Source organism: uncultured Thiodictyon sp., from assembly GCA_903837595.1.
In the GTDB taxonomy this organism is placed as follows: Bacteria; Pseudomonadota; Gammaproteobacteria; order Chromatiales; family Chromatiaceae; genus Thiodictyon.
In genome coordinates this window covers 1-13,158 of the sequence record CAILVI010000096.1, presented here as the reverse complement: position 1 = coordinate 13,158, position 13,158 = coordinate 1, and the positions used below count along the sequence as shown (strand labels likewise).

At 64.6% G+C, this 13,158-nt stretch carries 9 protein-coding genes and 1 CRISPR repeat array; of the genes, 1 reads left to right on the top strand and 8 read right to left on the bottom strand.

Annotated features, from left to right (window positions below; genetic code table 11):
- Positions 1-290: 290 nt before the first annotated feature.
- A complete protein-coding gene (locus QZY44_RS05425) occupies positions 291-728 on the top strand; it encodes a DUF29 domain-containing protein (RefSeq protein ID WP_295443323.1) in 438 nt (145 codons plus the stop codon).
- Between the two features lie 369 nt (positions 729-1,097).
- Positions 1,098-3,758: a CRISPR direct-repeat array (repeat unit 32 nt; unit sequence GTTTCGATCCGCGCTCCCGCGCGGGGAGCGAC).
- Between the two features lie 234 nt (positions 3,759-3,992).
- Here QZY44_RS05425 and cas2 read toward each other — a convergent pair.
- From cas2 to QZY44_RS05385, 8 genes are all read right to left on the bottom strand, one after another.
- The gene (cas2, locus tag QZY44_RS05420; RefSeq protein ID WP_295443320.1) at positions 3,993-4,283 is read right to left on the bottom strand and encodes a CRISPR-associated endonuclease Cas2; all 291 of its coding nucleotides are present in this window, start codon (positions 4,281-4,283) and stop codon (positions 3,993-3,995) included.
- A gap of 3 nt (positions 4,284-4,286) precedes the next feature.
- Positions 4,287-5,327: a type I-C CRISPR-associated endonuclease Cas1c gene (gene cas1c / locus QZY44_RS05415; protein ID WP_295443317.1), complete on the bottom strand. Its 1,041-nt coding sequence runs from the start codon at positions 5,325-5,327 to the stop codon at positions 4,287-4,289.
- On the bottom strand, positions 5,320-5,952 hold the full coding sequence (gene cas4 / locus QZY44_RS05410; RefSeq protein WP_295443314.1) for a CRISPR-associated protein Cas4: 633 nt from the start codon (positions 5,950-5,952) through the stop codon (positions 5,320-5,322). The genes cas1c and cas4 overlap by 8 nt, the downstream gene beginning before the upstream one ends.
- Before the next feature lie 12 nt (positions 5,953-5,964).
- Positions 5,965-6,870 carry a type I-C CRISPR-associated protein Cas7/Csd2 gene (gene cas7c, locus QZY44_RS05405; RefSeq protein WP_295443313.1) on the bottom strand — a complete coding sequence of 302 codons (906 nt, stop codon included), beginning with the start codon at positions 6,868-6,870 and terminating at the stop codon, positions 5,965-5,967.
- A 4-nt stretch (positions 6,871-6,874) separates the two neighbouring features.
- Positions 6,875-8,755 carry a type I-C CRISPR-associated protein Cas8c/Csd1 gene (cas8c, locus tag QZY44_RS05400; RefSeq protein WP_295443310.1) on the bottom strand — a complete coding sequence of 627 codons (1,881 nt, stop codon included), beginning with the start codon at positions 8,753-8,755 and terminating at the stop codon, positions 6,875-6,877.
- Positions 8,752-9,456, bottom strand: coding sequence for a type I-C CRISPR-associated protein Cas5c (cas5c, locus tag QZY44_RS05395; RefSeq protein WP_295443307.1), 705 nt, complete (start codon positions 9,454-9,456; stop codon positions 8,752-8,754). The genes cas8c and cas5c overlap by 4 nt, the downstream gene beginning before the upstream one ends.
- 963 nt (positions 9,457-10,419) lie before the next feature.
- On the bottom strand, positions 10,420-12,666 hold the full coding sequence (locus QZY44_RS05390; RefSeq protein WP_295443303.1) for a CRISPR-associated endonuclease Cas3'': 2,247 nt from the start codon (positions 12,664-12,666) through the stop codon (positions 10,420-10,422).
- Positions 12,667-12,848: 182 nt separating this feature from the next.
- Entirely contained in the window at positions 12,849-13,076 is a 228-nt protein-coding gene (locus tag QZY44_RS05385; protein ID WP_295443301.1) for a hypothetical protein, read from the bottom strand.
- Positions 13,077-13,158: the final 82 nt, after the last annotated feature.

Sequence of the window (13,158 nt, the reverse complement as noted above, 5' to 3'; positions counted from 1 at the left end):
GTTCGCGAACCGCGCCACCGCCTCGCGCTGGGCCTCGATGCCGAGGCCGCTGCGGCCCTGCTTGTCGGTGCTGACGCGCAGATAGGAAACAAATCGGCCATTCATGGCGCCATATAACACCGAACGATGCTCGTTGTTCGGTGTTATACACCATGTGCACGCGCGGCCATGCGGAAGTCCGCAGAAGCCGCTGCCCTTCGGTTGGCGCGCGTGCAGCCCCGCGGGGTGGTTAGCAGCTCCGCTAGATCATCTTATATATGGCGGCGTGGAGGTCGATGCCGGGAGGCGCCATGAGCGATTTATATGACCGCGATTTCTACCGCTGGGCCAACGAGCAGGCTGCGTTGCTGCGGACCGGGAAGCTCTCGGCTGCCGACATCGAGAATATCGCCGAGGAAATCGAGAGCATGGGCCGCAGCGAAAAGCGCGAGCTGGTAAGCCGCCTGGAAGTGCTGCTCACGCACCTTCTGAAGTGGCAATACCAGCCAGAGCGTCGAGGCGCTTCATGGGAGGCATCCATCGGGAACACTCGCGATGCCCTTGCCCGGCACATGGCAGACAACCCCAGCCTCAAGGCGAAGCTGCCAGAGGCGATGGCGGATGCCTACCGTGCGGCCAGACGCACGGCGGCTGCGGAAACAACCAAGGCCCAATCGGTCTTTCCGGCGGAGTGCCCGTGGCCGTTCGATCAAGCGATGGACGAGGATTTCTGGCCTGGCGCAGACTAACCTACTCCTTGGCATTCGTGGTCGGCTTCCTCGGCCTGGCCGGCGTCTTCGGCTTCAGGAGCGTCGGCACTGCAACGGGTTCGGCCACCGGTGCTGGTTTCGGTGTGGGGCGGCCAATGTGGCCGAATAGGTTGCCCCAGACAGGGTCCTCGTCGTCCTCGGGTGGAAGGGGACATGGTGCAGGTGCCGTTGGCTTCTTGGGCATGCGCGCGTCCTTGGTCGGGTGCCCAGCATAGCGCCGTTCCGCGGCCAGGGATCGCCGCTTTGAGGAACGGCACGCGGCTCCGGTCAGCCGGCGTGGTCGCCAGCGCACAAGAGGGAAGGGGCCTTCACCGACCAGCGATAACGAATCTCTTACCATGTGCGGACGTTTCGATCCGCGCTCCCGCGCGGGGAGCGACGCGCCATTGGGTGGCGGATAACGGCGCGACGCAGTTTCGATCCGCGCTCCCGCGCGGGGAGCGACATGGTGCATTCCCGCGCGCTGCTGCGGGAGACCAAGTTTCGATCCGCGCTCCCGCGCGGGGAGCGACCGCGCGTCCTGGCGGCGCTACAGGCCGTCAAGGGCCGTTTCGATCCGCGCTCCCGCGCGGGGAGCGACACAAGTCGGCGGGGTTCATACCGGTGACCAGACGTGTTTCGATCCGCGCTCCCGCGCGGGGAGCGACACAATCCGATGTGCTGGCGGTGGTCTCGGTCGCTGGTTTCGATCCGCGCTCCCGCGCGGGGAGCGACCAGCCAGGGCGCGAAGTTCTCGAATGCGCTTGGTTTCGATCCGCGCTCCCGCGCGGGGAGCGACCAGGCCCGGCTTGTTCTTGGTCCAGGCCGAGATGTTTCGATCCGCGCTCCCGCGCGGGGAGCGACGACAGCATCACCTTCGGCCCGGAGTTGCGGCAGGCGTTTCGATCCGCGCTCCCGCGCGGGGAGCGACGCGTGGAAACACGCCGCGCACGCGCACGCGGACGGTTTCGATCCGCGCTCCCGCGCGGGGAGCGACGCGAGGCTCGACGCCAGGCCAGCAGGCGTAGACGTTTCGATCCGCGCTCCCGCGCGGGGAGCGACATTCGCATATGGCCAGCCTGCCCACAGTTTGCGCGGTTTCGATCCGCGCTCCCGCGCGGGGAGCGACTTACCGCTAGTAAGTTTCCTCCCGTCACCACCGGGTTTCGATCCGCGCTCCCGCGCGGGGAGCGACCGCAGCCTATCGCCAGTTCGAGATCGCTCGGCAGGTTTCGATCCGCGCTCCCGCGCGGGGAGCGACAACAAACGATAACAACCCGCCGACAGAGCGCTGTTTCGATCCGCGCTCCCGCGCGGGGAGCGACCCACACCGCCGCCGACGCCGCCGCCGTCTACGGTTTCGATCCGCGCTCCCGCGCGGGGAGCGACGGGATGTCGGTGCAGTCCTCGCAGGCGGCCGTGTTTCGATCCGCGCTCCCGCGCGGGGAGCGACCGGGATGTCGGTGCAGTCCTCGCAGGCGGCCGTGTTTCGATCCGCGCTCCCGCGCGGGGAGCGACGATGCGGGCGGATGTGGCGCGGTGGATAGCAGAGTTTCGATCCGCGCTCCCGCGCGGGGAGCGACGTTGCCAAGCTCGAGGATGTAGGTCTGAAAAGTAGTTTCGATCCGCGCTCCCGCGCGGGGAGCGACAACCTGGCGCTGCGATGCGGTTACGTGGAGCGAGTTTCGATCCGCGCTCCCGCGCGGGGAGCGACGGCGAGACGGCCCTCCATCGCCAGGACCGCGAAGTTTCGATCCGCGCTCCCGCGCGGGGAGCGACGACGGGGTGACGCCGCACGTGTTGCGTCACACGCGTTTCGATCCGCGCTCCCGCGCGGGGAGCGACGCGCGGCTGGCGTGGGCTGTGATCCGGCGGGCGGTTTCGATCCGCGCTCCCGCGCGGGGAGCGACCCACTACGCCCGGCGGCTGCGGTGGAAGTGGTGGTTTCGATCCGCGCTCCCGCGCGGGGAGCGACCCCGCGCAACTGATTCGCCGACACCAGCCACCTGTTTCGATCCGCGCTCCCGCGCGGGGAGCGACGCGATACTCGGCGCCGCCGCCGCCCTCACCGATGTTTCGATCCGCGCTCCCGCGCGGGGAGCGACTCGTGCCAGGATGCGGCCCAGAGGTTGATCATATAGGTTTCGATCCGCGCTCCCGCGCGGGGAGCGACTTTCGTTGACCATCTGCGCGACAGAATCGCGGTTTCGATCCGCGCTCCCGCGCGGGGAGCGACAAATTCCACTCCGCATCGGCCGTCTCCCGCCGATAGTTTCGATCCGCGCTCCCGCGCGGGGAGCGACCGGCGCGCCGAACGGCACCACGCCCACCAGCGGCGTTTCGATCCGCGCTCCCGCGCGGGGAGCGACGCAGCGTGGCGCGCAGATCCTCCGCGCCCGCCCCGTTTCGATCCGCGCTCCCGCGCGGGGAGCGACTTCAACGGATTTCTATGCTGATGCCGCTAGCCTGGTTTCGATCCGCGCTCCCGCGCGGGGAGCGACGCTAACAATTAGCTTTGCATCCTCGGTGGCCAAGTTTCGATCCGCGCTCCCGCGCGGGGAGCGACGCGCAGTTTTGTCCAACACGCATAGAGGGTCAGGGTTTCGATCCGCGCTCCCGCGCGGGGAGCGACCGCCACCGCCTCCGCCGGCCGGTCCGCCGCGTCGGAGTTTCGATCCGCGCTCCCGCGCGGGGAGCGACCCTCGCCTCCCGCGCGGCCAATCCGGAAGACGCGTTTCGATCCGCGCTCCCGCGCGGGGAGCGACGCGACGCGCACGACGCCGAGCTGCTCGGGCATCTGTTTCGATCCGCGCTCCCGCGCGGGGAGCGACGATCTCTTCCAGCCGCGCTTCCAGGTCGGTGCCGTCGTTTCGATCCGCGCTCCCGCGCGGGGAGCGACGCGGCCCCGCCGCCGCCCGCAGCCCGCTGACGTGTTTCGATCCGCGCTCCCGCGCGGGGAGCGACCCACCGCCTCCGCCGCCCGCAGCCCGTCGAAGATGTTTCGATCCGCGCTCCCGCGCGGGGAGCGACCCCTCCACTACAAGCAGCGGAAAGGAAAAGCGAAAGTGACCGGCTCGCGCGAAGCCGGCCCTGCCGCCCCTATCATACCAAGGGGCGGAGCAGATAATCTCCAATAACAAGCTGATTTACAATGACAAAGATCGCCCGCGAACCACCCGCGGAAATGCCGGACACTTCCGCTTCGCGCCGCGGACGCGAATCGTAGCCCATCCCAGGAACCGACCTCAAGCGTTGGCTCCTACCTCAAATGATCAAGGGCGAATCAAAATCCAGAGCAGGCTTCGCACCCACATGCTCAATCCGGCGACGACCTTCGCGGCCCAGGAAATAGAAGCGCAGGCTGTCGCGCGTCGCGTCCATCTCGGCGAGAACCCGAGCACGCAGCAAGACCCATTGATCCGGTGTCACCTCGATCTCGAAAACCGAGAACTGTACGCGCTGCCCATAATCCTGGCAGGCCCGGGCAATACGGCGCAAGCGTCGAGTTCCGCCAGGCGAATTCACTTCCACATCATAAGTGATTAAAACCAGCATCCTCTATTTCCAGACCAAAGCCGGATAGGCATCGAGATCACCGCGCAGCGTACGGGCAAGAAGACTCGCCTGAAGATGTGGAAAGAGCCCAAGCGGCGCGCGTTCCTTGAGGAAGGGATGCTCAATCTCCTCTCGTTTGCGCTCCTGCCACGCCGTCAGCACCGTCTTACGGCTCGCCTCCTCCAGCAGGACGGCACCGTTCTCCATCACTCTGAAGTCACCCGATCCCAGCTCACGCCGGTTAAGCATCGAGAGCGCGAGGCGGTCGGCCAGTGGCGCGCGCAGCTCCTCCATCAGGTCGAGGGCGAGGCTCGGCCGGCCGGGACGGAGACGGTGCAAGAAGCCAGCGGCGGGATCCAGCCCAACACCCTCCAGCGCGCCACGACAATCATGCACGAGCAAGGTGTAGATGAAGGAGATAAGAGCGTTCGGCGGATCCATCGGCGGGCGCCGGCTGCGGCCCCGAAAGGCGAGCACAGGGTCTGCGATCCGCAGCACATGACCGAAAACGCCGAAGTAGAGCGCGGCCGCCTCGCCTTCATGGCCACGAAGGCGGTCCAAATCAGTTTCGTGCAAAGCCCGCCTGGCAATATCCTGCATGCGGTCGACGGCGGAGGATACCGCCTCCCGCGCCAATTCGGCCAGCGCCGGCCCGTGGTCGCGCAGCGCGCGCTGCAAAACGCCGCGCTGATTGAGCGCCTTGGCAGCCACGATGCTTCGGGCGATGCGCGTGCAGGCGGGGCCATCGTCCATCACGCGGTACTGTTCGCGCCGCAGCAATACGTTGCCCGAAACCGGGCCTTCCACGCGCGCGAGGAAGCGGCCGTTCATGCCAAAAAAGGCGGTAACAACTCCGGCTTCCGCGAGGCTCCCCATGAGCGCTGGGGACAGCGATACTTGCCCAAAAACCGCGACACCACTCAGAAGGTGCAACGGCACGCGCAGCTTTTCCACCCGCTCGACCTCGACGACGACATTCAGCCCATCGCGGTGAAGGTAGGCGCCATCGGTCGAAACATAGAGCGTGTTAAGGAGCTTACGCATCGATCTGCGCTTCGAGCCACGCGGAAACGGAGCGCGTAGCACCGGTTGTCTGCGGACGACAGATCTCAATGAGCGAGCATGCGTCGCAGCGTTTCTTGTCATAGCCGATGCGCGGGGTTTCCCCGCCAGCGATGAGGGCGTGGGTGGAAATTGCCACCTCCTCCGTCAGGGTCCGCAGGGCCTTATCGAACGTAACGGGCGTGCGCCGACGGGGCTGTCCATAGAACAGCGCACCGTCGCCAACCTCCACCGCGAACATCTCTTCCAGTGCCATGGCCTGGGCACAAAGCTGCACCTCGTCGGCGCGGTGCGCTTTTGGCCGCCCACGCTTATGCTCGACGGGAAAGGGTCGCCAAACACCGTCCGCCTTACGATGCAACTCCACGACATCGGCGATGCCGGTCGCTCCAAGTCGGTCGGAGCGCAGCGGCATGCCTGTCACGGTGCGAACGCCACGCCGCACCTCGGATTCGACTGCGTGGACCCGCTCATGCGCGACGCGGCCCTCGGCGGTCGCCGCATTCTCGGCCCATGCCTGCTCGATATGGATGAGCGCGCATTGGCGCGGGCAGAAGAGATAGTGCTGGAGAGCGGAGAGGGCGATGAGATCAGCATTCGATGCCATCGCCGCACCCTTTCAGATTTTGGTTTCGACGGTGATGCCGGCAGGGAGGTCGGTCTCGTTCACCGTCACCGCGTAATCTCCAAAGCCGCGCGGCGGACTGTCATGGTCTGCATCACTGCTCGCCCGCGCAACCTTCACGCGTTCCAACAACTTGTGAGCCGGAGCGTTGCCGAGGTCGCTGTCATGTTTGAAGACAATGAGGCCGCGCGCCGTCATCTCTCCCCTCGCGGCGGCGCGGTCATGGTCGAACATATTGGCCAGCGCCTCCCATACCAAAGAGAGATCAGCCTCCGAAAAGCCGGTGCCCTTCCTCGCGTCGTTGGCGAGGCGGCCAGAAACGAAGCCGTGGGCGCGGTAGAGGCCATAGGGCACGATATGCTTACGGCCCATGGTGCGCTCGTTCTGCAGCGCGTCCTTCTCGTTGGTAACCGAGGAACGAGTGATGGAGATTTCCATTGGCACAATCGGGTCGATGCTTTCGGCGAAGGTGAACTGCACGGGGCCGCGGACCTGTCCGGCATTGACCTCCGTGGACATGACAGCGCCAAAGCTGCGGATGTCGAAGAAGTTACCGCACATCCATGCGGTCAGCTCCCGCGCTTTTGCCTCGTCCTTCGGCAACTTCTTTGCCTCTGACTTCAGCCCGAGCGCCGTATAGGCCCTCTCATGAGCACGGTTGAGCACCGCGCGCTCCTGCATGTAGATGTCGTAGCCAGGCGCGTCTCCGCGGGCCATCGCGACATAGTTGCGGATCTTGCGCTTGATCGCCACATCCGTGACTAGGCCGCGCCCTGTCTCCGGGTCCATGCGCGGCATGTTGCCGGCATCGGGATCGCCGTTGGGATTGCCGTTGCGAACATCGAACAGGAAAACGAAGTCGTAGCGGTTGGCGATAGGCGCCGTGTCGGAAGCAGGCATGACTTCAGCTTTCCTTCTCTGATTCACTGGCGGCCACGGAAGTCGCTTTCGCGCCACGTCGCGCTGGCCGCTGATGGTAAAAGCCCACGATGAAACGGCCCTGGTCGTCCAGGCTTAGCGTCGTGGGGAACGGCATGTGGGCTTCAAGGCCATCCATCACCTGCTTGATTTCCGAATCGGTGTGGTTGGCGCGGTCCCGCGTTTCCGGCGATTTCCGCGCGTCAGAAAGGTGGTTTTGATACATGCGCAGGATGCTTGGAAAAATCCGGCGCGGCGTGGACGAAGCCGAAGCAAAGAACTTCTCCTTCACGCCCGCATTGACCGACCCCACTGACAGATACTGGGCATAGTCAAGGAGCGCGAAAAGCCGCCCCAACCGATATCCGACATTATTTTCATCACGGTCCAGCGACACGAGCGGATCCTTCCAGGATGGAGCGCCAGGGTTCTGACGAACAAAAGCTTCGTGCGTTTTTCGAGCCGATCTCGTAACGACAGCCTTGGCGAGAGCCACTCGAAGCGCGTTGACATCCCCGTCCGCCCGGATACGCATGATGGTATGGATCAGCAGCGCCCGCGGATAGGGCAGCCCCGTGAGGATGGCACGCATCACCTCGCCACTGAGATGTGGCGGGATGTTCTTCGAGTCGCGCTGCGCCGCTAGTTCCAGCAGCAGGCGCCAGAGCGGCGGCGGCCACGGATGCGGCTGTGGGTTGAGCCTCATATCATTCCAATGAAGCTGGAAATGCTGGGTGAAATCGGCCAGCGACTGTTCCACCCAGAAGCGCACCGAGAGCCGCGCAGCATTGGGGCTGAGACCGAGCACATAGACCCGCGACGCGGGGTCCATGTCGGGCGCGGCCTCCTGCAGAGGGTAGCCTTCCTGCAGTTTGTGCAGCACGTCGCGGAGCTTGGTGGTCTCGGTCTTCTCGTCGACTGGCAACGTGTCGCCGAGGTCCACCTCGTCTTCCTCGTCGCCGATCACGACGCGCGCGATGCTCTCGGCGTCCCCGTGCTCGGCCCAGAAGGGGACCGTGGTTTCGCCGAGCATTACGCGATTCGGGTAGACCGGCCGTCCTTTCGCGTTGGTATGAGAGGCAGTGAGTAATCCGTTAAGGGCAGTCGCATAGGCGAAGGCGGCGGCTTCCGACACCGGGGCGTTCGCGCCCTGGGTCTTGCCATGTGAGGTGAAAGAGTCGAGATTGAATGAAACCAGCGCCGCGCCCGACGATTGCGCCCCGGTCACGCCCTTGATCGAAGGATGCAGCCGCGCGATGGGCGCCACGTCCCCGGTGACGAGACACATGCCAGCGGGCGCGGCGTCACCGGCGCCGGCCTCGGCGATCAGTGCGGCGCGGACGGCCGGGCGATCATGAATAAACTTGTTGTCGCCCTCTAGCCGAAAGGCCACGTTCTGATCCAACATCTCTCCCGCGTATTCGAGCGTGTCGTAGAGATCGGGCGACCATTGACGCAGAAATGCCAGCAGGGCGGCGCAGCCGACATCGGTCGTTCTATCCAGAAGCTTTTCGTGCCGCGCCAGGAAGGCAGCGTGTTCTTTGACGAGCCGTTCGGCGTCCTTCGCCTGTTTGGCGGCGGAGACCGTCGCATCGGGCGCGGTGCGTCCGAAAACGTAGGAGGTCTTGTCCCAGAAGGCGCCGCTGGCGATGCCGACGGTGCGCTTGGGCGCTGCCGGCGCTGGCCAGGTTCGTGGGCGGAGTTTTTTGCCGTCGCCGACGCGCTCGTCCTGCGTCGTAACGTAACGACCCTCACTGTCGAGAACGATCGTAAAACTGATCTGCGCCGGCGCGAAACCAGGGACCGGCGCCTTACCCGCAGCCGCCAGCCGTTCATACCGCGTGGCCAGGGATTGCAGGATGGTCATGCCACCACACCGTCATCGCCCAGCGCGGGCACCTCGATCACGCCATCGAGCATGCGGGCACGGAAGAACCGCGGCTCCATGCCGGCCGCGTAATCCAGGTCGAGCGCCATCCAGCCGAGGTCACGCTCCCCCTTGAGGCTTTCGTGTGGGGACGGCGGCTCACCCTCCAGCAATGCGAAATCGCAAGCGAACTCGCGGGTGCCGAGATAGGGGTGATGGAAACACTGGCCTTTCGCGGCACGTCGGCGCGCGATCTCCAGATGTTTTTGGACGGATTCCGCCGGATCGGCATGGCCCAGCGCCGTCAGCTCGATCTGCGCTTCGATGACGTAGGCGATATCCCTGAGCAGGGTCGCGGCGCGCTGCTGCCGATCCTCGTCCACATTCAGCGCCAGTCCCTCGGTCGAGCCGGCGCGCATGGCGGAGGCAACCTTGCCGGCCGGGATCTTGGACCCAACCTCGTTTCGACGCAGGGATTCGAAGCGGATGGGGTTGAGCACAAGCAGGCGCTGGACGCGCCAGACCATCTGTGGCTTCCAATGGATAGCTTCGAGGATGCCGCGGGCAGCAGACGGTGTGATCACATCATAGCTGACGCGCTCCACCTTCATTTCTGGGCGGGAGAACAGGGCGCGCGGCCCCCAGACGTGCAGCCGAATATGCGGGGTCATCGAGAGCTTTCGTGATGCCTGGCGGATCATGTCGTAATCGAATGATTCTAACGTGGCAACCACAACCCGCTGGGTTGGTCAACCGCAAGAAACCGCTTTGTCAGCCGGCGCTGGGGCGCTATCCAAGCAGCCGCGTCCCGACGCGCGATTGCACCGCGGCGTCGGGACGCTGGGTTATATTATCGTATCCCACCTCCCCGCGCTTTACCGCGCAGTTGTGGTGAACAAGGAGACTGCTGACTCGCATCCTCGTCGGTTTGGGTCAGCGGTCTCCTATCCCCAGGGCGACACTTGCCGCCTCCAGCGGCCATCCAACCTTCGTAAATTTGGCTGCAAGCCAAATTTACTGATTTGGTGGGCCGCAATGCAGCAACAGCCCTAAAGTGCCTCAGCATGTTTCGATCCGCGGGCACAGAACAGCGAAAAGCCCGTTACATTAGGCGAATCAGCTTTCGACCCCGTGATTGCAACGCCAAGCGCTATCCAGGCATCCCTCATCGCCATCGGTTCGATAACCTTGCTCCTTAGGATGGTGACTGTCAATCAATCTAAGCAGAACAGCTTAAAGTGCCTTAGCATAAACATCCACCACCCTGGCTTCCGTACCAGCTCCCTAGGGAATCGAACCTTCCTGATGGAACAGCCGTTAGTAAAATATGCCCTATCCGTCAAGCGCTATGAGGGGATGTAAGCCCGAACCCCAGAAAATTCCGCCGAAGGTCGAGAGGTCGAGAACTTTCCCTACAAGAGCGTTTTTCGGGAAAGTTTACGGTCGCAACCCACGCCAGAGCAGGAATTTGATGCCGTCGGCCGCTGCTCACCAAGCATCGATTTCGGGAAAGTCGATCCATGGCGCTTCTGCGGTCGGTCGGGCCAGTTTGAGACCCGTCGCAGTATATCACTGATTCCATTATATTTTTTGAACCGTCGCGACATTGCCTACGGAACCCGTTGGCCGTCGGCGGAATTTTCTGGGGTTCGGGCTTACACCCCCTATGAGAGAATCATCGCCTCGGCGTTCCGGAAGGTGATGTCCTTCCAGTCCAGCCCCGCCTCCGCCGTGTAGAGGTCGAGGTTGAGCAGCAGCACGAACTGGTCGCCAAACTCTTCCTGTCGAATGACCTCAGCCACGCGAGCAGCGATCATTGCGTTCCGCGCCGTGCGCGGAACGCCTACCGTGTAGCGCCCCAACGCCCGCGCGATCCCGCCAACACCCTTCGCGAAACGCAGATCGCGGACGAGTCCTTTGACCTCTCCGGTCACCGTTTCCTCCTTTGCAACAATTACCGGCACCATCACGTCGTTGATAAAGCGCATCGCAGCGGCGATTGTCTCGAACGGAAAGTCCATGTCGCCGGCGCGGTCGGCCAAAATATCGAGCACGCCGGGCTTATCCAGCTCGGATTGGCCCTTCCGTGAATACAGCATCTCGAAGAACGCACGCATGGCTGGTGGCGCAAAGGGATCGTCCTGGTGTAACTTTAGCATTTCGGCGCCGCTCTCGGCATGAGCCTTAAGCGACTGGATCACGCGGTATTCTGCTGCCGTGAACACCAGAACTTCACTCTCCTCCGGGGTGCGACCGAACTCGCGGTTGCAGCGCCCAGCCGCTTGGGCAATCTGGTCCAGCCCGGCAGAGGCCCGCAGCACGAGCGGAAAGTCCACGTCCACACCGGCCTCCACCAGGCTAGTCGAGATCACCCGACAAGGGCGGCGTTTCTCAAGGTCGGTCCTGATCTCCGCCAGCACCCGCGCACGGTGGACGCTGTGCATGCAGGTCGAGAGGTGCCGAGCCCCAGGCAAGTCGCGGATGGCCTGGAAAAGCGCCCGCGCGTGGGCACGCTGGTTGACGATGCAAAGCGCCTGCGAGCTTGCGGCGATCCGCGCGTAGAGCGCCGCATCGTCCTGTGTACCGATATCCCGCACCGTCACGCGCCGCAGCGCCGCGAACAGCGCCGGCACGTCCGGCGCCAGTTCACGGGGGGCCTTAAAGCCACCGGGAAAGCCGGGAATGTCCGGCGTTGGCGTCGTCGCCAACGCCGGCTGCGTCGCGGTACACAGCACAACGGAGCTGCCGTAATTGCGCGCGAGCTCCTTCAGCGCCGCAACGCAGGGGCGTAGCAGAGGCAGCGGCATTGTCTGCGCCTCGTCCACCACAACAACGCTGCGCGCCAGGCTGTGCAGCTTGCGGCAGCGGCTCGGTCGATTGGAGAACAGGCTTTCGAAAAACTGCACCGCCGTCGTCACAACGATAGGGCGGTCCCAGCGCTCCATAGCAAGCCGCAGACGGTCCGGCCCCACGCGCTTGTCGGACCACTCGCCTTCCTTCTCCATCTCGAAGGCGCTGTGGTGCTCCAGCACCGCCCCTCGCAGGGCACCAAGTGCCTCGCGATAGACCTTCGCCGTTTGCTCGATGATCGAGGTGAAGGGGATCACAACGATTACCCGATCCAGCCCGTGTGCCCGCGCGTGGGCAAGGGCGAAGGCGAGGGATGTCAGCGTCTTGCCGCCGCCGGTTGGCACGGTCAGCGTGAAGACGCCCTGGGGCTCGGTAGCGTTGGCGATGGCGGCGCGCAGGACGTCGTCGCGCAGCGTATTGAGCGGGCTTGACACTGCGGTACGCCCCCCCACCCACTCGTGCAACGCCGTCTCGAGCGCCGCGATAGACGGCAGAGCAACCTCCTCGACGCCATCACCCTGGGCATCGAAAGCAGCAGCGGCAGTGCGGTCTGCGTCGATGAGGCAGGAGAAGATCATGCGGGTGAGGAATGCCATCTGGAAGCCGGACTCCCTTGGCAACCCCCGCATGCCAGCAGGACCAGAGACATCCTGAGGCAGCACGAAGCCGTCCGCATGAGCCGCTTGTTCGACCGCGCCAAGCAAGTCGCGCTTGCAGCAGATGCGGCCGTCTCGGCCGAGCAGATCGTCCTTGAGACCCGCATGGTGCCCCGCGACGACATGCGCAATCAGCCGGCCCCACTTCGGGGACAAACGCTCGAAGGCCCAGACGGCCCCAGCTGTGGAGTGATCAGCGCGTTTGGTCGGATCGCGGAGGCGCTCCTGGAAATCAGGGCCATATTTGCCGAGGTCGTGCACACGCCCGGCAAGTCCTGCGAGCCCTTCCGCTCCGAAGCGTCGCCCGCGGCGTCGCGCGCCGTCCTCCACCTCGGCAAGGTGGCGGGCAAGAGGCTCCCATTGCTCTTCGGGACAGCCGGATACGCTATGAGCATAGTACGTCATTTCGGTTTCACCGGCCTACGGAGAAAGGAGAAACGTTAGAAGCTGTTGGTTTGCGACAGGGACGAATCTTGCGTGGGAGGACCGCGAATCAATCTTTCCCGCACCGTATCCTGCACGAATCAGAGTTCCAATCGTTAGGAAATTATAACGGTTTTCCGCGGCCTGTTGCATCTCTGGTCAGGCTACCTGCTCATCCCCCTCCCCAGCCCCCGATGTTGACGCGGCGTCTCCGGCGGCAGCCCAAGCCGCTGCCGCTCCTCCTGCCGCGAGCGCTCCCACTCCGCCGCCTGGGCCTCGCGCCCAAGCCGGTTGCCCGATGCCGCGCTTTGCTCGGTGCCCTCGCGGCCACGCATGAAGCTCTGCGCCTGTCGCTGGCGGCGTGAACCCGCGGAAAGATGGCGCACAGCCATTCCTGGACGCTTTCCTGGGGGGTGAACGGAGCGGCGTTCTGGGGTGACGGATCTGCGTTTCAGATGCTCCGGCGGCTGGTGC